Source organism: Achromobacter seleniivolatilans (assembly GCF_030864005.1).
Lineage (GTDB): Bacteria > Pseudomonadota > Gammaproteobacteria > Burkholderiales > Burkholderiaceae_B > Achromobacter > Achromobacter seleniivolatilans.
In genome coordinates this window covers 156716-178141 of the sequence record NZ_CP132976.1, presented here as the reverse complement: position 1 = coordinate 178141, position 21426 = coordinate 156716, and the positions used below count along the sequence as shown (strand labels likewise).

The following is a 21426-nucleotide window of genomic DNA, read 5'->3' as shown; positions in this document are numbered from 1 at the left end:
CTTTTCGAAACGTGGCGCATGGGTTGCGCAGGCGCAAGCCGCTGAACATTTCCCGCCCTGACCCCGAAAAAAATCAACGCGCGCCAAAACTGTCTCCCCCGGCGCCGCACCCGGCCAGCCGGCCCGATACAATCACGGGCATGAATTCAGCAACACAAAACACCGCCGCCGACGCCCACGTGGGCCACACTCCGATGATGCAGCAGTATCTCCGCTTAAAAGCGGAGGCTGGCCCCTTGCTGCTCTTCTACCGCATGGGCGACTTCTATGAAATGTTCTATGAAGACGCGGAGCGCGGCGCGCGTCTGCTCAACCTGACGCTGACCAAGCGCGGCTCGTCCAACGGCATTCCTATCCCGATGGCGGGCCTGCCCGTACACGCCATGGAGCAATACCTGGCACGGCTGGTTGCCATGGGCGAATCCATTGCCATCTGCGAACAGATCGGTGATCCGGCCACGTCCAAGGGCCCTGTCGAACGCCGCATCGTGCGCATCGTCACGCCGGGCACGCTTACCGACGATGCCCTGCTCCCGCCTAAGGCCGACCGGGCGCTTGCCGCCGTGTTCGTGACCGGCAATGCGCGCGCGCCGCGCGCCGGGCTGGCGTGGCTGAATCTGGCCAGCGGCGAATTCCGCGTGACTGAATGCGCGCCTGCGCAGCTGGAATCTGAGTTGCACCGCGTTGCCCCTGCCGAGATCATCTGCGCCGACACGGCTGAGTTTGATTTCCCGTTTGACGGCGCCCGCGCTCGCGTGCCCGACTGGCACTTTGAAAGCGACGGCGCCCGCGCTCACTTGCTGGCGCACTTCAAGACCGACACGCTGGCGGGTTTTGACATCGAAGACATGCCGGCAGGCATCTGCGCCGCGGGCGCGCTGTTGCGGTATGCCGCGCGCACGCAGTCGCAGGCGCTGGCCCACGTGCAAAGCCTGTCAGCCGAACGGCCCGGCCAGTACGTGCTGCTGGACCCCGTCACGCGCCGCAACCTGGAGTTGACGCAGACGCTGGCGGGCGAAGATTCGCCCACCTTGTTCTCGCTATTGGATGGCTGCCGCACGCCGATGGGCAGCCGGTTGCTGCGCCGCTGGCTGCATCACCCCCTGCGCGAAAACGAGCAAGCGTTGGCGCGCCAGCAAGCCATCTCGGCTCTGCTGGCTGGCCGTATGGACGTCGAGCAGACTTTTGGGTCAGCCGGCCTATTGGAAGCACTGCGCGCCGCGCTCAACGCATTCCCTGACATTGAACGCATCGCTGCGCGGCTCGCGCTGCGCTCGGTGCGCCCGCGTGAGCTGGCCAGCTTGCGCGACGCGCTGGAATCCCTGCCCGCGCTACGCGATCTGGTGGCCCCGATGGCGTCGTCGCCACGCTTGGGCGAGCTGATCTCGCACCTGTCCGTAGACCCTGCGCTGGCAGCGCTGCTGGTGCGCGCTATCGCGCCGGAACCGTCTGTCGCCATTCGGGACGGCGGCGTACTGGCTGCGGGCTTTGATGCCGAACTGGACGAACTGCGCGGTCTGGCGGCGGATGGCGGCGATTTCCTGGTCAAGCTGGAAGCCCGCGAACGCGAACGCACTGGCATCAGTAACCTGCGCGTGGAGTTCAACCGAGTCCACGGTTTCTACATTGAAGTCAGCAAGGGCCAGACGGCCAAGGTGCCGGAAGACTACCGACGCCGCCAAACGCTGAAAAACGCCGAACGCTACATCACCCCCGAACTCAAAACCTGGGAAGACAAGGTACTGTCCGCGCAGGACCGTTCGCTGGCTCGCGAAAAGTGGCTCTTTGAACAGTTGCTGGATGTGCTGGCCGAACATGTGCGCCCCCTGTCCGACTGCGCAGCTGCTTTGGCTGAACTGGACACGCTGGCCGCGCTGGCCGAGCACGCACGCCGTCACGACTGGATGGCGCCAGAGCTGTCGGAACAGGCTGATATCGACATCGAGGCTGGCCGCCATCCCGTGGTCGAACACGCCATCGAGCGCTTCACGCCCAACGGTTGCCGGCTGGACCCGGCGCGCCGCATGCTGCTGATCACCGGCCCGAACATGGGCGGTAAATCGACTTATATGCGGCAGATCGCATTGATTGTGCTGCTGGCGCGCATAGGCAGTTTTGTGCCGGCTACGCGCGCGCGTATCGGGAAGATCGACCGTATCTTTACCCGTATCGGTGCAGCCGATGACCTGGCTGGCGGCCGTTCGACCTTCATGATGGAGATGACCGAAGCAGCCGCCATCCTGTCCGCCAGCACGCCCAACAGCCTGGTGCTGATGGACGAGATCGGCCGCGGCACGTCCACCTATGACGGCTTGGCGCTGGCGTGGGCCATTGCTTGCCGCCTGCTGGCCCACAACCGCGCGCTGACGCTGTTCGCCACGCACTACTTTGAATTGACCCGCCTGCCCGCTGAACAACCCGCTTCCGCCAACGTGCATCTGGCCGCCGCGGAATCGGCAGGCGGCATTGTCTTCCTGCATGAAGTGCGCGAAGGTCCCGCCAGCCGCAGCTATGGGATTCAAGTCGCGCAGCGGGCAGGCGTGCCCGCTGCCGTGATCCGCCAGGCCACGCGCGAACTTGAACGCCTGGAATCGCAAGGCGCCCCCACGCCGCAATTGGGCCTGTTCTCGGCCGCCGCAGATGCCGACGCGCAAGCCTACGCCGAAGCGGACCGGTCCGACGCCATCCAAGCGCTGGACACCCTGCGCGAAGAATTGGCCACCATCGATCCCGACAGCCTCACCCCGCGCGAAGCGCTGGATGCCCTCTACCGCCTGAAGAAGCACCTTCAATGAACCTCGACCACCCTTTGCCGCTTCTGGGCAACCAAAGCCCTAACGACTTCATGCGCCGCTACTGGCAGAAGAAGCCGCTGCTGATCCGTCAGGCCATCCCGAATTTCAAGCCGCCCATCACGATCGCCGCGATCAAAAAACTGGCTCGCCGCGACGACGTGGAGTCGCGTCTGATCTGGCGCGAGAACGGCGAATGGCAAATGGAAAATGGCCCGTTCGCACGTCTGCCCAAAGACAATGAAGGCGACTGGACACTGCTGGTCCAAAGCGTGGACCTGCATAGCGATGCCGCGTCCGAGCTCATGGGACTGTTCCGTTTCATTCCTGATGCACGCCTGGATGATGTGATGATCAGCGTCGCCAGCCACGGCGGCGGCGTGGGACCGCATTTCGACAGCTATGACGTCTTCCTGCTGCAAGCGGCAGGAGAACGCGAATGGAGCTACGGCCGTCAGAAAGACCTGTCGCTGGAAGAGGGCCTGCCCCTGAAAATTCTTAGCAATTTTCAGCCGGAAGAAAAGGCCGTGCTGTCGCCCGGCGACATGCTTTACCTGCCGCCGCAGGCTGCGCACGACGGCATCGCGGCCGGCGATGGGTGCATGACCATCTCTATCGGTTTCCGTGCGCCCACGCAGGCCACGCTGGCGCGCGGGCTGCTGGAAGCCGCTGCCGATCAGGTCATGGCGCGGGTCGGCCTGTTGGGCGGCCCCTATGGCGAACCTGCACTCCCAGGCCCGAAGCTTTCCGCCGTCTACCGTGATCCTGGCCAACCTGCTGTCGACACGCCCGCCGCCCTGCCGGACGCTCTCGTTGCCGCCACGCTGGAAACCGTAGAAAAACTGCGCTTTGATGACGCGCTGGCTTCCCGCTTCCTGGGCTGCTGGCTAACCGAGCCCAGCAACCTGAGCGTGTTCGACGCGCCCGAGGGCATGGACGTAGACCTGGAAGAAGACTGGCCCGCATCTGGCCGGCTGGTGCTGGATCGGCGCAGCCGCATGCTGTATCGCGGCAAACAACTCTTCATCAACGGTGAAACGGCTATGACGCCGGCTGATGCCGCCCTTCGTCTGTTGGCTGACGCCCGCAGCCTGGACTGTTCAGCTCCCGTGTGTGGCCGCCTGTCCGACGAAGCGCGCTCATGTCTGGCTGATTGGCTGGATTCGGGCTGGATTCATTACGTACCCGCGTAGTATCCAGACACCTCCACGTATCTGGGTCGCACAGAACGCAATAAGGTCTATAAGTCGCGTCACATACGGAAAGACATAACACGAAGCTGAAAGGTTTGTTGCCGTTGGGATGCTACCTATATAACTTTCACACGTGATCGGGCGCTGGCTTCCTGTAGCCTGACCTCTGGTTTCCCCTAATGGGGTTTCAAGAGTCGTCATCTACAGGAGTCCAAAAATGATGAGCAAAACCTTAATTATTGCGTCTGTGCTGGCCATCGGGCTCAGCGCTTGCAACAAGAAGGAAGATGCCCCGGCGCCCGCGACCAACCCCGCCCCGGGCGCAAGCACTCCCGCTGCCCCGTCCAGCACGCCCCCGGCCACCTCGCCGGCTCCGGCTCCCACACCCAATACCACGCCGGGTGGCGGATCGAATACCCCGGGCGGCTCGACCACGCCCGCGTCTTAATAAAACAGAGACGAACCCCCGCTCTGAAGACGTAAAAAAGCCCTGGCAAATTGCCAGGGCTTTTTTGCGCCCGCCACGGCACGGCGTAGCCCGGCCAGCCATCGATTGCCGCGCAACCGCAATTTGATGGATTACGCGCGATGCACACGCCAGCGCTTGCGGCTGTTGGCCCGGCTAGCAAACTCCATCGTACGATCACCGGTCGTCCCACAAGCGTTGGAGCCACGCCCCCAAAATCAACGGGCAAAGAAAAAGGCCCCGAAGGGCCTTTTCCATTCAATCGATGCGTGAGCACCGATTGCTTCTGCCTTACATCTTGTCTTTCAAGACGCTCAACAGACGTTGGGCGGTAGCGCTGTTGTCGCGGGCGCCGTTGGCGTCCAGCACCGTCACCGTTGTCTGTTCGCCAGTTGCGACCAGGTGGATGCGGTATTGCGGCGCTTCGGCCTTCTTGTCGCCCGAGAACATGCGGCTGAAGAAGCCCGGTTGCTCGTTCTTCTCACCCGTGTCGGTATCAACATAGCGCACGAAGTAGTCTCCGGCCGAACGGTCGCGGTCATCTACTGCGAAACCGCCGCCATCCAACGCCACGCCAACACGGCGCCATGCGCGGTCGAACGACTCAGCAACCAGCAGCGACGTGCCTTGCGAGCGGACGTCTTCCTGGACGGCAGGCTTTTGCGGCGCGGCTTCTGCCTGCTGCACCAGCTTGCGGGCGTTGTCGACGTCGGTACCGAGGTAGACCATCATGCGAGCAAGCATGGCGGCGTTCAGGCCCGGATCTTCCTTGCCGTTTTGCCATTGCACTTGCGAGCCATCACCACCGACGCGCTTTTCCAGCATCTGGCGATGGCTGACATAGACTTCGGTGTGACCGTTGACGCGTTCGACGCGGGTGCGGAATTTCTCGCGTTCACCGCTATCCCAGGCCGATTCCAGCACCGCGCCCAACGCTTGGCGCAGCCAGCTTTCCGGGATCTTGGCGCGGTTTTCCGCCCAGTCGGTTTCGATCAGACCCGCGCTGGGGTTGTTGCTTGCCACGGTGAAACCGTTTTCGGTCCAGAAATCGACCAAACGCGGGAACACATCTTCGGGTGCGCGGTCGATGACCAGCCAGCGCAAATCGCCGTCACGCTCGACCCGCATATCCTGGCGGCCCGGCAGCACATTGCTGGCCTTCGGGCTGCTGGCCTGGACCTGACCTTGCTGCTGGAACTGCGAGTACGTCGTCGAGCCGGAAGCGGGCGCGCGGTAGCGCGGATCGCTGTTGGCCTGAGTCAGATCCGGCGGGATGCTCAGAGGCTCTCCACGCTGGGTGACGGCGCTCTTGTAGTTGACGGATTCTTCATTGCCCAGGAATTGGTTGACCTCGCTGCAGCCGGCCAACAACACCAGAGACATCAATGCCGACAAACCGGCATGACGCTTGTTCATACGTATCCTCACGATATTTAGAGCAGACCCGTTTCCTGGAGCGCACGACGCACGATTTCGTGGTTTTGCGTTGCCAGTTCAACCAGCGGAAGCCGGTAGCCCAGTGCGCTGTGGCCCATTTCGGCCAACGCCCACTTGACAGGGATAGGATTGGCTTCGACAAACAAAGCCTTGTTCAGACGCGCCAGGTAGGCGTTTAGTTCACGCACCTTGGGCACGTTGCCAGCCAGAGCGGCGGCGCAGAGCTCATGCATGAGCTTGGGCGCCACGTTGGCGGTAACGGAAATATTGCCACGCGCGCCCAGCAGAATCAGGGCAGCGGCGGTGGGGTCATCGCCGCTGAAAACCTGGAAGCTGGCTGGCGCTTCGCGCAGCAGCAGGCCACCGCGGGCGATGTCGCCCGTGGCGTCCTTGATGCCGATGATGCCCGGCACCTGAGCCAAGCGCAGAACCGTTTCGTTGCTCATGTCGGCAACGGTGCGGCCCGGCACGTTGTACAGGATCGTGGGCAGATCGACGGCTTCCGCGATAGTGCGGAAGTGACGATACAAACCCTCTTGCGAGGGCTTGTTGTAATAAGGGACGACCGACAGGCCAGCCTGCGCGCCGACCGCTTTTGCGTGGCGTGTAAGGTGAATGGCTTCGTCGGTGGAGTTGGCGCCCACGCCTGCGATGACCGGAATGCGGCCTGCGGCATGCTCTACAGCAACGCGGATCAGCTCCGCATGCTCTTCCATGGAGACCGTAGGCGACTCCCCGGTGGTACCCACCACCACAAGTGCGTCGGTTCCTTCCTGGATATGCCAGTCGATCAACGACCGGTAGGCAGCGTAGTCCAGGCTGCCATCAGGCTGCATGGGAGTGACCAGGGCCACCAAGCTGCCCTGGAAATTAACGCCTGCGGCGGTTGCAGGGGATGCCATAAATGTAGGGCTCCAACGCCCCGCGGCAGGATGCCCCAGGGCCAGAATCAATGAAACCGCTGAGTTTAACGGATATTGGCCAAAATCCTACAGAAACCACTGAACGATTGTCGTTCCAAGACTAAGCACTGGCCGCATCAAAAGCCAGAGCACGTCGGTGACCAGCAGGACAATGACAATCACCAGGCCATAGGGCTCAATTTTTGAGTATTGCCAGGCCAAACGGTTAGGCAGCAGACTAAATAGGATGCGTCCCCCATCCAAGGGCAAAATCGGCAACAAATTGAGCGCCATCAACACCAGGTTGATGTTCACACCCGCCATGCCCATTTCGAACCAGAACGATTCCTGCATACCGGATTCCAGCAGCAGGCGCAGCGAAAACGCCCAAAGAATCGCCATCAGCAGGTTGGCGGCGGGACCAGCCAGCGCCACCCACAGCATGTCTTTTTTGGGACGGCGTAAACGGCCGAAATCGACGGGAACGGGTTTCGCCCAGCCAAACAGCATGCCGGGACTGCCCAGCAGTTTGGATGCCAGCAAGATGGCAATGGGCACCAGCAGCGTGCCGACGGGGTCGATATGACGCGCCGGGTTCAGGCTGATGCGGCCCGCTTCATAAGCCGTCGGGTCGCCGAACATCCTGGCCACATAGCCGTGAGCGGCCTCGTGCAAGGTGATGGCGAAGATAACCGGTATCGCGTAGACCGCAATGGTTTGGATGATGTCGTTCATGGCGAACCGGATTGTAGATGAGCAACGTGCCGGCATGAGCCGGCACGTGTTTGGCGCCCTGATGAATCAGCCAAGACCAAGCGTAGCGGGGTCACCGCGGCCAATGCGAACCACCACCGGCTCGTCGCTGGTAAGGTCGATCACGGTGGTCGGCGATTGCGGGCAGGCGCCCGCATCGATGATGGCCGCCAGCTCGTGGTCGTAACGCTCGCGGATGTCTTCGGCGTCGTTCAACGCGTCGGTTTCGTCTTTGGGAATGAGCGTGGTAGAGAGCAAAGGCGCCCCCACCTGCTCAAGCAAGCCCAACATGACGGCGTGGTCTGGCACGCGGATGCCGATGGTCTTGCGTGAAGGGTGCGACACACGCCGCGGCACTTCCTTGGTGGCTTCCAGAATGAAAGTCCAGGGACCCGGTGTGGCGGCCTTCAATAAGCGGTATTGTTTGTTGTCCACCCGCGCAAAGTGGCCGATTTCAGCCAGGTCACGGCACAGCAGCGTCAAATGATGTCTTTCGTCCAGACCGCGTAGCCGGCGCAAGCCGTCAGCGGCGTCCTTATCGTCCAGCCGCGCGACAACGGCATAACTGGAATCGGTGGGTACGGCCACAAGGCCCCCATCGTTCAGCCATTGGGCTGCCTGCTTGAGCAGGCGAGGTTGAGGATTCGCAGGATGAATAGAGAAATACAGAGCCATGGGTTTATCCTAACACTCTTGAAGGCCGCCAAGTAAAGCGCGGCGATGCAAAATGACGGGAACGCCGACCCGTCCGGAGAAACAGTATGCGCCTCGATGACTCGCGCGAAAGCGACAATGTGGAAGACCGCCGTGCCAGTGGCCCACGTATCGGCGGACGTGGCACCATCGGTATCGGTACGATAGTACTTGCCCTGGTGGCCATGTACTTCGGCGTGGACCCCAGCGTGATTCTGCAAATGGCCGAAGGCCCGCCCGCCACGCAACAGCAGGCGCCTGCCACGCGCCCGCCCGTTGACGATCCTCAAGCCCGTTTCGTGGCCAAGGTGCTGGGCGAAACCGAAGACACCTGGAGCGCCATTTTTCAGAAAGATCTGAATCGCCAATATGTCGCGCCCAAGCTTGTGCTGTTCCGTGGCGCGACCCCCACGGCTTGCGGTACGGGGCAATCGGCGATGGGCCCCTTCTACTGCCCGGGCGACAGCAAGGTCTATATCGACTTGACGTTTTTCGACGAATTGCAGAACCGCTTCAAGGCGCCGGGCGACTTCGCCCAGGCCTACGTGATCGCGCATGAAGTCGGCCACCATGTGCAGCACCTGCTCGGCATCTCTGATCAGGTCGATCAGTTGCGCCGCCGCAATCCTGCCCAGGCCAATGCGCTGTCGGTGCGCGTGGAATTACAGGCCGACTGCTTTGCCGGACTGTGGGCGCAACGCGCCAATGCTGCGCGCAATATTCTGGAAGGCGGTGACGTTGAAGAAGCGCTGGCGGCGGCCACCGCCATTGGCGACGATCGTCTGCAAAAGCAAAGCCAGGGGTATGTGGTGCCCGATGCGTTTACGCATGGTTCTTCGGCGCAGCGAGTGCGCTGGTTCAAGCGCGGGCTGGAAAGCGGCAACATCAAACAATGCGATACGTTCTCAGCCACATCGTTGTAGCTGGCGCTTGAACTTTCGCGCACCCCCGCCCCTTTAACTGTATTTATATACAGTTAAAGGGTTTACACCGTCTTCATCTTGTAAGATTACGCCCCCTCGCACTGTTTGCGCGCATGAGTTCCCTGCGCCAAGTCGCGAGCGGCGCAGCGCATTCGTAGCGCAATTCCAAGACCCTAGATCAGTGCCATGGCCAACAAGTTCGAACCGTTAATCACCGTTGATGAGGTGCAAGAAATCCTTGCCGAACCCAAGGAAACCGTAAAGCCGATCTCCTGGATTCCGAAGCCCGCGGCAAACAACATCCAATGGATGGAATTCGCCAGCGCATGCCGGATCAAGGGTGAAGTACGCGAAGACGTGATCTTTCGCGTGATGTACCGCGGTGCGCGCACCGCCGTGCATGGCCAGGCCACGATCTTCCTGACGGAAGCGTTCTGTGCCAGCCTTTTTGTGGGTCCGCACCGCGTGTTCGGCGTGGATACCGATGACTCCTTCCATACCAGTCTGGTAGGCGCGGGCCGGCCGCAGTTCCGCAAACCGCTTGCGGATCGCAGCCACGAACATATCTGGGTGGACGAAGGCGAAGGTTATGCCGAACCCATCGTGCCCGCCCTGCACAACATCAGCGCGCTGATGCAGTATTTCCTGCCGCGAGCCAATCTTGCGCTTGCCGGCGGTTTTGCGCATCCCCTCAAAGGCCGCCAAATCGAATTGATCCTATGAGCAACTTTCTGGAAGCCTCCGGCTGGACCGTTCTGCCGGCCGGTGAACACGCCATCCGCGCCATATCGCCCATGACGCTTGGGCTGGACGGGCAGCACGCCGCCTTCTTCATTGCGCATCCCGATGACGCATCGTTTTACTTGACGGACGCCTGTGAGACCACGATGCACGCGTCCAGCTACGGTATTGACGTGGCGGCCAAGCGCATCGACATGCTGAACGAAACGCCCGGCGTCAGCCTGGCGCACTTTGACCGCGACGGCGCCATCGTTGCGTCCGGCCCGAACGAGCAATTGCAGGAAGCCCTGTGGGATGCAGTCAAGCTGGCAATGGCCCTGTCATTCCAGTGCGCCAAATGGATGCCCAAATTCAGCCAGCTGCGATTCCGCGCTCAGGTGGGCCGCGCGCTGGCCGAAGGCGTGGGCGTTAACCGCATGGTCAAGGGCGCGCGCGCCAAAGGCAGCAGCGGCCACATGGCGGACTTCGCATTCGGAGTCCGAGCCGCAGGCAGCACCGCACTGACCTACATCGAGCCGATTGCGCTGAAAGCCGGCAAGAAGATGGACTGGACGCAGGTTTATCAAACCCACGGCAAGATGTCTGACGTCAAGATGGCAGACGCCCGCAACTCTCGCATGGTTATTTTGGAGGACGGCGCATCCGCCGAGGAATTCAAGAAGGCCGTGACCATTCTTGAGCAGTCGGCAACGGTGCAGACGCTGGCCAAGACCCGCGATTGGCGCGAGGTCTTTGCCGGCTAGGACGGCATGTTGGTCAGGCCATCGACGATCTCGCGGCCATGCACAATGGCTGCGTGCACGGCTTCCCGTGGGCTGTAGACAAAACCGCCATCTGCAAATTGGGGAACGGGGTATTCGTCGCCGCCTTCCAGCACGGAACCCGCCTGAACCACCATTACCGATGCGATGAAAACGGGGCCACTGGCTAGCGCCACAACTTCAGCGCCCGCGCCCCGGGACACCTTGGCTGTCAGCCGGTATCCCTTGTAGATCAAGTTGTTCTGATGCACTTTCGGATGCCCTCTTTCTGCGATCGAGCATACCCCGCCTGTCATGACAGTTCAGATATGTTTTGTAACGCAGGCATGGAATAGAAACATTGTTGCGCCGCAAGAATTGCGTCCCCCTTTGTTCAGGGAAGGCAATGCAATGACGCGGGCCAGCGTGCGATCAAGCCTGACGCGGCTCGCAGGGCGACTCAGGCACGTACGCCTGAACGCCTGCGAGCCAATCCCGGGGATTACCCTAGGCCGTGTTGCGAAATCGCATCTTTGAGCCGAGCCATACCGGTCGCCTGCTTGTATGCGGCCAAGGTCCAACCCTGCCCGAGCAGGATCATGCGCGTGTGCAGGTCTTCCAGCACCTGGGGCTGCACTTCCGGCCCCAGATAGCTCAGTTGCTTACGCCGCACCTCTACGTAACCCAGCTCGTAGTCCCGCGCCAGCCCCATCCAAAGCCGGTGCGCGCCGGTCGACTGGCGTGCACCGCTGATGATGCACAGACCAGCCTCAAGCGCCCATCGGTAGACCGCCGTCGCCAGACCCATGCCCTGGTAAGGCGCCGAGTACTTCGAATGCGGTGCGCGGACATAGGGGTCGGCGCGCTTGCCCACTTCGATCAGCCGGTTGAACACGGTATAGCCCGCCACCCGGTCACGCTGCACGTCCACGACATACACGTAGTACTCGCCGTCGGCTTCGCGATAGCGAAGCACGATGCCAGGGATGTCGGTCTTGACCTCCGGCAATCCATGTAAGCGATCTGAAGGACGATTCATCCGATTGTGTATGGCATCGAGCTCCTTCTCCACCTCGTGGGGAGCATGATTGACGTCGATGCGCAATTCCGTCACGAAACGCGAGATATGACGAACTGCGTGCAGTGCCAACGTAGGCAAGGCCACCTCCTGTACAGAGTTAATAAATAGTCAGTCAAGCTGACGAAAAAAAAGCCGCATTCGCGGCTGGAATGGTTGTGTGCGGATCACCGCCAAGTGGCGGAGCAGATGGCGCGGGGAGCGGACAAGAGACGATTACGCAGCAGCATGCGCCGCTCCTTGCCAGCCATCGGCCGGCTGCGCTTCGGGTTTACCGAAGAAGGCTGGAAACTGCTGCGCGCCCTTGCGCGTGACGGTCAACGCACGCGAATCCAAATCTTTGGTGATCCAGTCCCGCTGCACCAGCGCGGCCAGCAACGCCGCACCCAGGGCGCCCCCCAGATGCGAGCGGCGTTCGCTCCAGTCCAGGCAGGCACAGGCAAAGCGCCGGCGGCGTTGGCGCGCTTGGCCAACATCCACGCCCACTTGCGCCAATGAGGCCTCGCCCAATGGAGTCAGAGCATAATCGCGGCCATCAGCGGTCAGCCACTGGCGTGCCAGCATGGCGTCATGAATGCGCACGGCAAGCGTGCCCGCCATATGGTCATAACAAGTTCGGGCTTCCCGCAACGCGGACGGCGTGTTGGGTTTGAATGGCACACGTTCAGCACCCGCCACCACCAACAGGGCTTCCAGCGCTTGGCCCACTTCGCTATTGGCCAAACGGTAGTAGCGATGTTTACCTTGCACGGCCAGTTCGACCAGCCCCTGTTCGCGCAGGCGCTGAAAATGACTGCTGGCGGTGGATGCCCCGATGTCGGCGGCTGCGGCCAGCTCGGTCGCTGTGCGCGCCCGGCCATCGAGCAGCAGGCACAGCATGCGCGCGCGGGCCGGATCGGCGATCGCGCCCGCCACGGCGGAAAGACTGATGTCGGCGAACTCGGAATCCATGATTCGCTGTAGACCAAAGTGTTGTGTGCAAGTCGTAAGCATACTGCGAGTCATCTCAACAAGACACCCGGCGCTGCCGGCACGCCATGACCCCTGCTCAATCCTTCTTCGGCTGGAAAGTTGTCACCGCCACCTTTGTCCTGGCCATTTTCGGCTGGGGTGTAGGGTTTTATGGCCCGCCCGTGTTTTTGCACGCGGTTGTGCAACGGACCGGCTGGAGCGTTGCGCTGGTCTCTGGCGCCGTCACGCTGCACTTTCTGAGCGGTACGGTAGTGGTGGCGAATCTGCCGCGCCTGTACCGGCGCATTGGCGTTGCTAATGCGACTGTGGGCGGCGCCGTGTTGCTGGCACTGGGCTTGGCGGGCTGGTCATTGGCGCAGTCGCCGTGGCAGCTATATGCCGGCGCGCTACTGAGCGGCATGGGCTGGGTGACCTTGGGCGCTGCGGCCGTCAATGCCTTGATCGCGCCCTGGTTCGTGCGGCGCCGCCCGGCCGCGCTGGGCATGGCTTATAACGGCGCCAGTGTGGGCGGCATCGTGTTCTCGCCGCTGTGGGTGTTGCTGATCGCCCAAGCGGGATTCGCGCAGGCTGCCTTGTGGGTAGGGGTAGTGATGGTCGCGGTGATTGTCGTGCTATCGCGGAAAGTGTTTGCTGTGACGCCGCAGCACCTGGGTCAGCAGCCAGATGGAGATCTGGCGTCCGCGCCGGCCGCGCAAACCAAGGCTACGCAGCGGCGAGTGGACAATCTATGGCGCGACCGCGCGTTCGTGACGCTGGCCGCTGGCATGGCGCTTGGGCTGTTTGCGCAGATTGGTCTGATTGCGCATCTGCTGTCCCTGCTGGCTCCCATACTTGGCGCTCAAACGGCTGGTATAGCAATGGGCTTGGCCACTGCCGCCGCTATTGCGGGCCGCACGCTGGTGGGCTGGCTGATGCCGGCTGGCGCAGACCGCCGCAAGGTGGCGTGCCTGGCCTATGCCATCCAAATCTGCGGTTCACTCGTGCTGATGCTGGCTGCCGAGCACGGCTGGGCGTTGTGGGTGGGTGTGCTCTTGTTTGGTTCGGGTATTGGCAACGCGACGTCGCTGCCGCCGCTGATCGCACAAACGGAATTCGCCCGGGAAGACGCGGCCCGCGTCGTACCGCTCATTGTTGCGCTGTCTCAAGGCGCCTATGCGTTTGCGCCCGCCGCATTCGGTTTATTGCGCACTGCCTTAGATGGCACCGGGCAGTCGATGGTGGGATTTTTAACCGTCGCGGCTGTCGTGCAAGCGGCGGCCATCCTGTGCTTTGCTGCTGGACGCGGCGCGGCCGCGGCACGTTTTCAAGATGTGCCTGACGCCGTTGTTGCGGCAGCATCCCATCCTGCAGCATCTATTCCAGATTCCAACCCGCCACGCGGTTCGTAATGACGGCATTGCGCCGCGCGGGCAGGCAGGCTAGCTGGCCTGGCCGATTTTGCTTCAGTCCAGTCCGCCCCGGCGCGCCACCAAGCCCGCCATGACCGCGTCGCCGCGTTCGTTCGACAGGCCTTCGACCACGCCCTGGCGATCTGCCACGCCGCGGTTCTGGCTCACTTTCCATTTGCCTTCAATGCGCGATATCGGGATCTCCACCCCGACAATCGCGCGCATCTGCGCCGCAATGAAATCCGCCGGCGCCTGGTCCACGCTCCAAGGTTCGGCGCGCGCTTTTTCCTGGCTGTCGGTCAGCGCATCAAGTTGAGCGCGCAGCCAGGCAGGATCATCCTGGATGACCGGCGTTCCCCACACATGAACGGCGACAAAGTTCCAGGTCGGCACGACCTTGTGCGTTTCGGCCTTGGTGGCGTACCAGGATGGCGAAATATAAGCCTGCGCGCCATGGAAAACGATCAAGGTTTCATGCCCAGCTGCTAACTGCGCCAGTTGCGGATTGGCGCGAGCAACATGCAGGCGCAGCACGCCATGAGCGCCTTCGGGATACAGCAGACAGGGGATGTGATTAGCCATCAGTCCGCCCTCTCCGGCGGTCATGATGACGCCCAGCGGATGGGCCCGGATGAAGTCGTGCTGAATGTCGAGAGAGTCTTCGCGAAAAGCGGACGGCAGATACATGATGACGGTGGCGGCTACGAAAAAAATACAACATACCGCCGTCGTGGCTCTGTGAACAGGGCCAACGCAATTATGTTTCATGGAGCCAAGAAAAATGCCCCCCGCTGAGGCAGGCGAGCGGCGACTTATCGTCGGACGCGATCGTAGGCCTGATTCATCAGATCTCTTGCCTGGGTTTCGAGCGCATAGGCGCGGTCGTAACTCTCCATACATCCCTGTGTGGGACTAGGCCATTTGATCGCAGCGACTGCTGCCGTCAGTTCATCACGGGCGCGCTGCCACTCTTTGACAGCGGCATACCATTCCTTGGCGGTGTCCATAGTTTCCTCCCTATGTGCACCGCCCTATCGTAGCGCTTGAGTCAGCCGCGGGAACGGCTAATTTCGCACGCCGAAAGGATGATCTCCAATTCCTGACAGGGTTTACCCAGTGCCGCCAACAAAGGAAATCGGCGTGCCGCCATAGTCCAACATGGCAGATAATTAAATGCGAATCGGCGCAAGCGTTCCTAGGCTGATCGAAGTTGGGAACGAGCGGTCCAACTGTACAAGGAAAGCACATGAGATCCCCTCTGGCCATAGCTGCCTGCTGCGCCGCCATCGCCCTGGCTGGCTGCTCCAACCTGCCGAAGGCGCAGGACTATTCCACTTCGCTGGGTGAAAGCCAGTCACAGCTTCAACAAGATCCCAACTGGAGCGCTGGCCGCATCTGGGTCAAGCCCGGCCCGCCCGTCGGCAGCTTGTACGAGAAAAAGATCATTCTGGAACCCATGCAGTACATCGCTGGCGACCGGCCCGACGAGCTCGACATGAAGGGCGACACGGCGCTGCGCGACCGCGCGCTCGCCTACATGAACGAAGCGCTTCGACGGGAGTTCTCACAAGCAGGCTATCAATTGCTGACCAAACCCGCGCCGCGTTCGCTACGGGTGCGGGCAGCCATCACCGGCACGTTCAAGAACGACCGAGATCCCAGAGTGATGGAGTACGTCCCCATCGGATACGTAATTGGGCAGACGGCCAATGCCGCAGGCTACCGCGACCTGTCGGCGCGCCTGCTGATCGAGGCCTCCGTGCGCGATGCCAATACGAATGAACTGCTGATTGCCTCACTGGGCACGGTCACCGGCAGCAACTTGCCGCAAGGCCAGAAACCCACGGCGGACGACGTCCGTTCTGCCATCGATGATTGGGCTCGGCAGGTGCGCCAGCAATTCGACCGTATTTGGTCAAACGCCGCTGCCAAACCGGGCTGACATGTGGGCAAGCCGGGGGCCGCCGCAATATGGCGGGCCCCCGCGCCACCGTTATGCCGCCAAACTTGCGCGTTTGATTCGCGTCAGCATGCGGCGCCGGATCAGTCCGCTAACCGGACGCACCAGATACCAATAAGGCGTGAAGCGCTTGCGCGCCGCCTCGTCTGGGCAAAAGACGCGCGTCTCGGTAGACAAGATCACCTCGCCGCCCGCTCGCTGTGTGACCAGAAAATTGAAGGCCAGCTTGGCAACTCCCGGCTCGCCATAGGTCTTGAATGCCGTGCCATCCGGCACCGCAACCAGACCATATCCCGGTTTCCAGAACTGCCCGATCAATCCGTAAACAATCTCAGTCTCGCTCTGCGCGGCGCGGGTGAAGTCATCCAGGCCAAACGCGGCGCGCGGGACCGCATTGCGCCCGAGCGCCATCAGCAAGCGCATCGGCGCTTCCCGCAGCGCAATCATGTTGCGAAAAAAGGGATCTTGGTCTGGCCGGTAGGCAATTGCCGCAGCCATAACGCTCTGCGCTGGCGCATTGATGCGCAAAGAATGGCGCTCGGAAAAACCGTGTTTCGGCAGGCATTGGTCAATCAGGGAACCGTCGGAACGCATCAAAAAAACCTCTACTTCGTCCCATAGGGCAAAATTCGGATCGAAAACCGGGAACATAGTAGCTGCCGGCCCTGTCGAAATGGACGATTTTTTCCTCAGATATCACGTTGTGATGAATATTGACGTCAACCCTCACTTACTCCCAGGCACGGCTAATGCTACTGTTCCGCCTGTGCAAGGAGTACATGCAATGGATCAGAAAACTAAGCCCTGGGCTTTTCCCAAACCCCATCCGGAAAACACCCCACGTGGTGAGCGCAACAAACAGGAGTTTGATGCTCCGCCCGAAGTCGAAAAACCTGCCGTGAAAACGCGCAGCAAAAAAGAGCCGCCCGCCGCCAGCCGGGCACGTTCATGAAGCAATCCGCCTGGACACGCGTCGCCCTTGTGGCGGCGCTGTCCACGCTTTCCCTAGCCGCATGCGCGGCGTCCGACTTGCAGACGGGCGACCTGGTTTTCCAGCAATCCCGTTCTGCACAAAGCCTGGCCATCCAGCAAGCCACGCATTCGCCCTATAGCCATATGGGCATGATTGTCACGCGCCAGGGTCGCCCATACGTCCTGGAAGCCGCCGCACGCGTCAGCTACACCCCATTGGATCAATGGGTGGCGCAAGGCGAAGGTGGCCAGTACGTTGCCAAACGGCTGCGTGACGCATCCATGCTGACGCCTGAAGTCCGCGAACAACTGGCCGCGGCCGGCGCGAGCTACGTAGGCAAGCCGTATGACCTGGTCTTTGCCTGGTCGGACGACAAGATCTATTGCTCGGAGCTGGTCTGGAAGATTTACCAGCGTACGCTGGGCATACAGATCGGTGAGCTTGCGCCGTTAAAGCGTTTCGACTTGAGCTCGCCCGCCGTGCAAGCCAAGATGCAGGAGCGCTACGGCAAGAACATCCCCTGGGATGAACCGATCATCTCGCCGGCAGCGATGTATGAGTCCGATCTGCTGGCCACCGTCGACGAACAGTAGGTCATCTTGCGGCAGCGGCTGGCCGCCAGTCATCTCGCAGAATCCGGCAAGCGCCTGCTGACGCCCTGCACAGCCCATTGACGGTTTAAATCGCCCCCGGCCATACTCAGGCGGCCCGACCGACATAAGGCCTCATGACCACTTCCATCCTGCTTGGGATCGCTATCGCTCTGACTGCGGCCTGGGGCGCCCTGGCGCTATGGTTGCGTGCCCCCGCGCCCCGCAGTGTGCGTATCGCGCTGACGCTGCTCTGGCTTTTCGCAGCGTTCGCAGGCATTGCTGCACTGGCTTGGCCCGAGTGGCGCTCAGGCGCCTATGTGTTCGGCGCCTTGCTGCTCGGCCTGCTGTTTTGGTGGCACACCATTCGCGCCTCGAACGAGCGGCCTTGGATCCCCGAGGTTGCGCGCCAAACGCATGGCGACATCAACGGCGACCACATCACATTGCACAACGTGCGCAATTTCGACTGGCGCACTCGCACCGACTTCACCCCGCGTTGGGAGACGCGCCACTACGCCCTGTCCGACCTGCAAAGCGTGGATGTCGCACTGTCCTACTGGGGGCACGCTGCCATCGCGCATGCCTTGGTGTCGTTTGGCTTCGGCGATGATCGCTATGTGGTTTTCTCTGTAGAGATACGGAGGAAACAGGGCGACTCATTTTCAGAAATCGGCGGCTTCTTCAAGCAATATGAACTGAGCGTCATCGCTTCCACCGAAGAAGACAGCCTGCGCGTACGCACCAATGTCCGCGGTGAAGACAGCTACCTGTATCGCGTTCACATGCCGATGGACGATGCGCGTTCGCTATTCCTGGCATATGTGACCGCGGCCAACCGCCTGCGCCACAAGCCGCGCTTCTACCACACCCTGACCGCCAACTGCACCACCATCGTGTTCCAGATGGCGCGCCGTATCGTGCCGGGACTGCCGCTGGATTACCGCCAACTGGTGTCCGGCTACCTGCCTGAATATCTGTACGACCTGGGCGTGTTGCAGGGCGCGGGCAGCGCCGCCCAGTACCGCCAACTGGGCAGATATACGGACCGGGCGCGCGAGACCGATGCGCCCGTATGGTTTTCACGCAATATCCGGCGCGGCGTGCCGGGCATCGACGAATCACAAAGACAAGACCTTCAATGACCACCATCATGAATCCGTCCGTACGCGGCAGCGGAAAAATCACCGGCGTATTTTTCAACGCTGCCGCAGACGTGGCGGCTGTCGCCTCGGAATTCCCGTTGCTGGCCAATCCCAGGGCGCGCGCGTCGTACGGAGGCCGGGCCTTGCGCTACCGGGTCGCGCTATACCGCCGCGATTCGCGCATTCCTTTTGCTGCCTTCGATGACCTGCTTCATCCGGTCCATGACGTGGACTTTCACCCAACCGGGAGCAGCATTGCAATCGGCGCAGGCAGCTACGACGGCGGCTACTGCTTTGAAGGCGATCTGCTTGTATGGAATTGGCTGGAAAAGCATGGCAACCGCCCTTTCAACCACGTGCCCGAAGTGTTGCGCTGCCGCTTCAATGCAGCAGGAGACGAGCTCGAAGCCTGGGTGCGCCCTTGGGACGAAGAATGGGGCTTGCCGGCCGATGCCGAGGATGCTTCTGACGCCGCATTCAACACCTTGTTCGCAGTGCGTGCAAAATCACCAGGAGCCTCAACGGGCTCGGTGGATCTGGTGATAGACCCCGCCAATATCGCTCCCTGCGATGTTGCGCCGAAAACCTCGCACCCGCCGGAATCCCGCCTTGCCGAATGGTTCGGCGAAACGCACTGGATAAGCCGGGGCGCCATCAATGACATCGCCTGGTTGGATTCCTGCCGGATCGCCGTCGCTCACGCCGGATGCCAGCTCGAAATCTACGCCACAACCGGCGAACGGATCGCCGCCTATGCCGGAGCCGGCGGTCATGGGTCCGAAATCCTACGCGCCCAGGGCTTGCATGTGCACGTGGTGGAAAGCTCGCAGCCGAGATCGTGGGAGCAACATTCCCGACTCTGCGCGCTGACCAGCGAAGGCCTGCGGCAGACTCATGCGTGGAACGGGGAATACACGTTTTCTGTGTCGGCCACAGGCGTCGCGCTGGGCCGTCAGAACCGCAGCCATCATGCCCGAAAGCGCGCGCACGACCTGCTGGTTGATCTGAACACGGGCGCGGAACGCCGCGTGGACCTGGGCCACTACGATTGCTTTAACCATTACGTCGGCATCCGCGGCGCACCCTTCCTGTTCCTGCTGCAAGGCACGCCAGCCAGCTCGCATGAAAGAAAAGTGCTGTGCATCGTGCAGCCGGACGGCCAGGTGCAGCGGCTTTGGCCCGTGCTGAAAGCAGACGACACGCCAGCCAGTCATGCCATGGAGCTTTGCGGCAGCTACGTTGAAGATACCGAAGGCGCTGGCGTGGTCATCAGTGGCCAGCATTACTCTCCGACGGTGGACGGAAACTATGCGGGGTTCATCTACCGCAAGCCATTGAATCGCGACAGCGAGCAATGGCGGCATCAGACCCGCGCGTCCGCGAGCGCCATCGTGTATCTGCCCGCATCCGGCCTGATCGCCGCTGCCTTCCTGGACGGCGGATTGCTGCTGATCGAAGCGCGCACGGGCGCGGTGGTGTTGGACGCCCAAGTGCATGTCGATGGCTTGCCGACGGTCATCTACGCTATGGACGCGCATGATGACAAGCTGGCGGTTGGCACGCTGGACGGCAGAATAGCCATCTTGGCGGCCGACGCGCTGCGCACCGCTCCTGCGGCGGGCAATAAAACGGAGCGGCACGTGGTGAATCTGGATTGATGCACCGGCGTGGAACGCGGCCCGGAATGTATGCCACGCAGACCCAGCCTGGGCGGCGTCAATTCAATTGAATCAAGTTGCCGAAACCAGCTTGAGCCCGATGACACCCGCAAGTATCAGAACAATGCAAAGTACGCGCAGGGGCGCGGCGGAGTCACCCAGCACCAAGATCCCCACAACGGCCGTCCCGGCCGCGCCTATGCCTGTCCAGACGGCATAGGCGGTCCCTACGGGCAGCGTGCGCAGCGACATAGAGAGCAGGAAGAGACTGGACAAGCCCGTGGCCGCCGCGAACAGTCCCGGCGTCAATCGCGTAAATCCTTCGGACAATTTCAGCCCGTAGGCAAACGCAATTTCAAGAACGCCGGCAATGCCAAGAAGAGTCCATGCCATAGATGCCCTACGCCTTGGCAGCCGCAACCGCTGCCGCGGGCTGCGCGCGGAAGCTGATACCCAGGCGATTGAACGCGCCCATCAATCCGATCGCATACGTCAGGTCGGCCAGCTCTTTGGCACTGAATTGCGCTGCGGCGGCTTCATAGTCCGCATCGGGCGCGCCGGTTTCGGCAATACGCGTCACGGTTTCGGTCCATGCGAACGCTGCGCGCTCCCGCGGCGTGAATACGGCGCCGGCCTCGCGCCATACTGGCACCAGCACCAGCTTATCCACGGCGACGCCCGCTTTGAGCAGGTCACGGGAATGCATGTCGATGCAGTAGGCGCATCCGTTGATCTGCGACACGCGCAGATACACCAGATCGATCAGTTCTTTGGATAGTCCGCATTTTTGAAGATAGACGTAGACGGCGCCGAAGGCTTTGTAGCCGTCAGGCGATGCGGTGGCGTAGTCGATGCGTTGGCTCATGATTGGTCCGGTGTTGGTGGGTTCAGAAACGCTATCTTGCGCCAACATGGCCCAGCATTCCAGAGCCATAGAATGCATTCCAGACTGGGCCATAACGCTAACTACGCGGCGCCGTCCGGACCTGTCCATGCCGCCCGCCTTATCCGCCGCAGAGCGT

The 21426-nt window shown here is 61.7% G+C and carries 24 protein-coding genes; 12 read left to right on the top strand and 12 right to left on the bottom strand.

Going from position 1 to position 21426, the window contains the following annotated elements:
• The first annotated feature begins 140 nt into the window (after positions 1-140).
• The 3 genes from mutS to RAS12_RS00790 all read left to right on the top strand — a co-directional run bounded on the left by mutS (position 141) and on the right by RAS12_RS00790 (position 4433).
• The gene (gene mutS, locus RAS12_RS00800; protein ID WP_306944531.1) at positions 141-2795 is read left to right on the top strand and encodes a DNA mismatch repair protein MutS; all 2655 of its coding nucleotides are present in this window, start codon (positions 141-143) and stop codon (positions 2793-2795) included.
• Positions 2792-3985, top strand: coding sequence for a ribosomal protein uL16 3-hydroxylase (locus RAS12_RS00795; RefSeq protein WP_306944529.1), 1194 nt, complete (start codon positions 2792-2794; stop codon positions 3983-3985). The genes mutS and RAS12_RS00795 overlap by 4 nt, the downstream gene beginning before the upstream one ends.
• Positions 3986-4202: 217 nt before the next feature.
• Positions 4203-4433 carry an endopeptidase gene (locus RAS12_RS00790; protein WP_306944527.1) on the top strand — a complete coding sequence of 77 codons (231 nt, stop codon included), beginning with the start codon at positions 4203-4205 and terminating at the stop codon, positions 4431-4433.
• A gap of 309 nt (positions 4434-4742) precedes the next feature.
• Here the strand turns inward: RAS12_RS00790 and bamC are convergent, their stop codons facing one another.
• From bamC to RAS12_RS00770, 4 genes are all read right to left on the bottom strand, one after another.
• Complete coding sequence (bamC, locus tag RAS12_RS00785) at positions 4743-5867, bottom strand: NlpB/DapX family lipoprotein (RefSeq protein ID WP_306944525.1); 1125 nt, start codon at positions 5865-5867, stop codon at positions 4743-4745.
• A gap of 17 nt (positions 5868-5884) precedes the next feature.
• Positions 5885-6790 carry a 4-hydroxy-tetrahydrodipicolinate synthase gene (gene dapA / locus RAS12_RS00780; protein ID WP_306944524.1) on the bottom strand — a complete coding sequence of 302 codons (906 nt, stop codon included), beginning with the start codon at positions 6788-6790 and terminating at the stop codon, positions 5885-5887.
• An 87-nt stretch (positions 6791-6877) separates the two neighbouring features.
• Positions 6878-7525 carry a site-2 protease family protein gene (locus tag RAS12_RS00775; protein ID WP_306944522.1) on the bottom strand — a complete coding sequence of 216 codons (648 nt, stop codon included), beginning with the start codon at positions 7523-7525 and terminating at the stop codon, positions 6878-6880.
• A 66-nt stretch (positions 7526-7591) separates the two neighbouring features.
• Entirely contained in the window at positions 7592-8218 is a 627-nt protein-coding gene (locus tag RAS12_RS00770) for an L-threonylcarbamoyladenylate synthase (protein ID WP_306944520.1), read from the bottom strand.
• A gap of 86 nt (positions 8219-8304) precedes the next feature.
• Here RAS12_RS00770 and ypfJ point away from each other — a divergent pair, with 86 nt between their 5' ends.
• The 3 genes from ypfJ (at position 8305) to RAS12_RS00755 (ending at position 10643) form a co-directional block, all read left to right on the top strand.
• Positions 8305-9159 (top strand): KPN_02809 family neutral zinc metallopeptidase, encoded by an 855-nt coding sequence (ypfJ, locus tag RAS12_RS00765; RefSeq protein ID WP_306944518.1) that lies wholly within the window; start codon positions 8305-8307, stop codon positions 9157-9159.
• Positions 9160-9345: 186 nt separating this feature from the next.
• Entirely contained in the window at positions 9346-9882 is a 537-nt protein-coding gene (locus RAS12_RS00760) for a hypothetical protein (RefSeq protein ID WP_306944516.1), read from the top strand.
• Positions 9879-10643, top strand: a complete 765-nt coding sequence (locus RAS12_RS00755; RefSeq protein ID WP_306944514.1) for a DUF1828 domain-containing protein — start codon at positions 9879-9881, stop codon at positions 10641-10643. The genes RAS12_RS00760 and RAS12_RS00755 overlap by 4 nt, the downstream gene beginning before the upstream one ends.
• Here RAS12_RS00755 and RAS12_RS00750 read toward each other — a convergent pair.
• From RAS12_RS00750 to RAS12_RS00740, 3 genes are all read right to left on the bottom strand, one after another.
• Positions 10640-10912, bottom strand: coding sequence for a hypothetical protein (locus RAS12_RS00750; protein ID WP_306944513.1), 273 nt, complete (start codon positions 10910-10912; stop codon positions 10640-10642). The two genes, RAS12_RS00755 and RAS12_RS00750, sit on opposite strands and share 4 nt — an antisense overlap.
• 230 nt (positions 10913-11142) lie before the next feature.
• On the bottom strand, positions 11143-11799 hold the full coding sequence (locus RAS12_RS00745; RefSeq protein WP_306944511.1) for an N-acetyltransferase: 657 nt from the start codon (positions 11797-11799) through the stop codon (positions 11143-11145).
• Between the two features lie 135 nt (positions 11800-11934).
• Entirely contained in the window at positions 11935-12669 is a 735-nt protein-coding gene (locus RAS12_RS00740) for an ArsR/SmtB family transcription factor (RefSeq protein ID WP_306944509.1), read from the bottom strand.
• 86 nt (positions 12670-12755) lie between these two features.
• Between RAS12_RS00740 and RAS12_RS00735 the strand changes: the two genes are divergently transcribed.
• Positions 12756-14078: an MFS transporter gene (locus RAS12_RS00735; RefSeq protein ID WP_306944506.1), complete on the top strand. Its 1323-nt coding sequence runs from the start codon at positions 12756-12758 to the stop codon at positions 14076-14078.
• Positions 14079-14132: 54 nt separating this feature from the next.
• Here the strand turns inward: RAS12_RS00735 and RAS12_RS00730 are convergent, their stop codons facing one another.
• Complete coding sequence (locus tag RAS12_RS00730) at positions 14133-14765, bottom strand: FMN-binding negative transcriptional regulator (protein ID WP_306944504.1); 633 nt, start codon at positions 14763-14765, stop codon at positions 14133-14135.
• 125 nt (positions 14766-14890) lie between these two features.
• Positions 14891-15085 carry a hypothetical protein gene (locus tag RAS12_RS00725; protein ID WP_306944503.1) on the bottom strand — a complete coding sequence of 65 codons (195 nt, stop codon included), beginning with the start codon at positions 15083-15085 and terminating at the stop codon, positions 14891-14893.
• A 239-nt stretch (positions 15086-15324) separates the two neighbouring features.
• On the opposite strand from RAS12_RS00725, the gene RAS12_RS00720 reads away from it, so the two are divergent.
• The gene (locus RAS12_RS00720) at positions 15325-16020 is read left to right on the top strand and encodes a DUF3313 domain-containing protein (RefSeq protein WP_306944501.1); all 696 of its coding nucleotides are present in this window, start codon (positions 15325-15327) and stop codon (positions 16018-16020) included.
• Between the two features lie 51 nt (positions 16021-16071).
• On the opposite strand, the gene RAS12_RS00715 is transcribed toward RAS12_RS00720, so the two are convergent.
• Positions 16072-16536, bottom strand: a complete 465-nt coding sequence (locus RAS12_RS00715) for a hypothetical protein (RefSeq protein ID WP_306944499.1) — start codon at positions 16534-16536, stop codon at positions 16072-16074.
• Positions 16537-16558: 22 nt separating this feature from the next.
• On the opposite strand from RAS12_RS00715, the gene RAS12_RS00710 reads away from it, so the two are divergent.
• The 4 genes from RAS12_RS00710 to RAS12_RS00695 all read left to right on the top strand — a co-directional run bounded on the left by RAS12_RS00710 (position 16559) and on the right by RAS12_RS00695 (position 20404).
• Positions 16559-16990: a hypothetical protein gene (locus RAS12_RS00710; protein ID WP_306944498.1), complete on the top strand. Its 432-nt coding sequence runs from the start codon at positions 16559-16561 to the stop codon at positions 16988-16990.
• Positions 16987-17604, top strand: coding sequence for a YiiX family permuted papain-like enzyme (locus RAS12_RS00705; RefSeq protein ID WP_306944497.1), 618 nt, complete (start codon positions 16987-16989; stop codon positions 17602-17604). The genes RAS12_RS00710 and RAS12_RS00705 overlap by 4 nt, the downstream gene beginning before the upstream one ends.
• 134 nt (positions 17605-17738) lie before the next feature.
• Positions 17739-18746 (top strand): Lnb N-terminal periplasmic domain-containing protein, encoded by a 1008-nt coding sequence (locus RAS12_RS00700; RefSeq protein WP_306944495.1) that lies wholly within the window; start codon positions 17739-17741, stop codon positions 18744-18746.
• Positions 18743-20404, top strand: coding sequence for a hypothetical protein (locus RAS12_RS00695; RefSeq protein ID WP_306944493.1), 1662 nt, complete (start codon positions 18743-18745; stop codon positions 20402-20404). The genes RAS12_RS00700 and RAS12_RS00695 overlap by 4 nt, the downstream gene beginning before the upstream one ends.
• A gap of 72 nt (positions 20405-20476) precedes the next feature.
• On the opposite strand, the gene RAS12_RS00690 is transcribed toward RAS12_RS00695, so the two are convergent.
• Together RAS12_RS00690 and RAS12_RS00685 are read right to left on the bottom strand one after the other, a co-directional pair.
• Entirely contained in the window at positions 20477-20797 is a 321-nt protein-coding gene (locus tag RAS12_RS00690) for a DMT family transporter (protein ID WP_306944491.1), read from the bottom strand.
• Positions 20798-20804: 7 nt separating this feature from the next.
• Positions 20805-21269: a carboxymuconolactone decarboxylase family protein gene (locus RAS12_RS00685; RefSeq protein WP_306944489.1), complete on the bottom strand. Its 465-nt coding sequence runs from the start codon at positions 21267-21269 to the stop codon at positions 20805-20807.
• Between the last annotated feature and the right edge of the window lie 157 nt (positions 21270-21426).

Bases quoted from the DNA above. Each gene is read 5' to 3' on its own strand.
- mutS (WP_306944531.1), top strand. From the start codon at position 141: ATGAATTCAGCAACACAAAACACCGCCGCCGACGCCCACGTGGGCCAC.
- RAS12_RS00795 (WP_306944529.1), top strand. From the start codon at position 2,792: ATGAACCTCGACCACCCTTTGCCGCTTCTGGGCAACCAAAGCCCTAAC.
- RAS12_RS00790 (WP_306944527.1), top strand. From the start codon at position 4,203: ATGATGAGCAAAACCTTAATTATTGCGTCTGTGCTGGCCATCGGGCTC.
- bamC (WP_306944525.1), bottom strand. From the start codon at position 5,867: ATGAACAAGCGTCATGCCGGTTTGTCGGCATTGATGTCTCTGGTGTTG.
- dapA (WP_306944524.1), bottom strand. From the start codon at position 6,790: ATGGCATCCCCTGCAACCGCCGCAGGCGTTAATTTCCAGGGCAGCTTG.
- RAS12_RS00775 (WP_306944522.1), bottom strand. From the start codon at position 7,525: ATGAACGACATCATCCAAACCATTGCGGTCTACGCGATACCGGTTATC.
- RAS12_RS00770 (WP_306944520.1), bottom strand. From the start codon at position 8,218: ATGGCTCTGTATTTCTCTATTCATCCTGCGAATCCTCAACCTCGCCTG.
- ypfJ (WP_306944518.1), top strand. From the start codon at position 8,305: ATGCGCCTCGATGACTCGCGCGAAAGCGACAATGTGGAAGACCGCCGT.
- RAS12_RS00760 (WP_306944516.1), top strand. From the start codon at position 9,346: ATGGCCAACAAGTTCGAACCGTTAATCACCGTTGATGAGGTGCAAGAA.
- RAS12_RS00755 (WP_306944514.1), top strand. From the start codon at position 9,879: ATGAGCAACTTTCTGGAAGCCTCCGGCTGGACCGTTCTGCCGGCCGGT.
- RAS12_RS00740 (WP_306944509.1), bottom strand. From the start codon at position 12,669: ATGGATTCCGAGTTCGCCGACATCAGTCTTTCCGCCGTGGCGGGCGCG.
- RAS12_RS00735 (WP_306944506.1), top strand. From the start codon at position 12,756: ATGACCCCTGCTCAATCCTTCTTCGGCTGGAAAGTTGTCACCGCCACC.
- RAS12_RS00730 (WP_306944504.1), bottom strand. From the start codon at position 14,765: ATGTATCTGCCGTCCGCTTTTCGCGAAGACTCTCTCGACATTCAGCAC.
- RAS12_RS00725 (WP_306944503.1), bottom strand. From the start codon at position 15,085: ATGGACACCGCCAAGGAATGGTATGCCGCTGTCAAAGAGTGGCAGCGC.
- RAS12_RS00720 (WP_306944501.1), top strand. From the start codon at position 15,325: ATGAGATCCCCTCTGGCCATAGCTGCCTGCTGCGCCGCCATCGCCCTG.
- RAS12_RS00715 (WP_306944499.1), bottom strand. From the start codon at position 16,536: ATGGCTGCGGCAATTGCCTACCGGCCAGACCAAGATCCCTTTTTTCGC.
- RAS12_RS00710 (WP_306944498.1), top strand. From the start codon at position 16,559: ATGCGCAAAGAATGGCGCTCGGAAAAACCGTGTTTCGGCAGGCATTGG.
- RAS12_RS00705 (WP_306944497.1), top strand. From the start codon at position 16,987: ATGAAGCAATCCGCCTGGACACGCGTCGCCCTTGTGGCGGCGCTGTCC.
- RAS12_RS00700 (WP_306944495.1), top strand. From the start codon at position 17,739: ATGACCACTTCCATCCTGCTTGGGATCGCTATCGCTCTGACTGCGGCC.
- RAS12_RS00695 (WP_306944493.1), top strand. From the start codon at position 18,743: ATGACCACCATCATGAATCCGTCCGTACGCGGCAGCGGAAAAATCACC.
- RAS12_RS00690 (WP_306944491.1), bottom strand. From the start codon at position 20,797: ATGGCATGGACTCTTCTTGGCATTGCCGGCGTTCTTGAAATTGCGTTT.
- RAS12_RS00685 (WP_306944489.1), bottom strand. From the start codon at position 21,269: ATGAGCCAACGCATCGACTACGCCACCGCATCGCCTGACGGCTACAAA.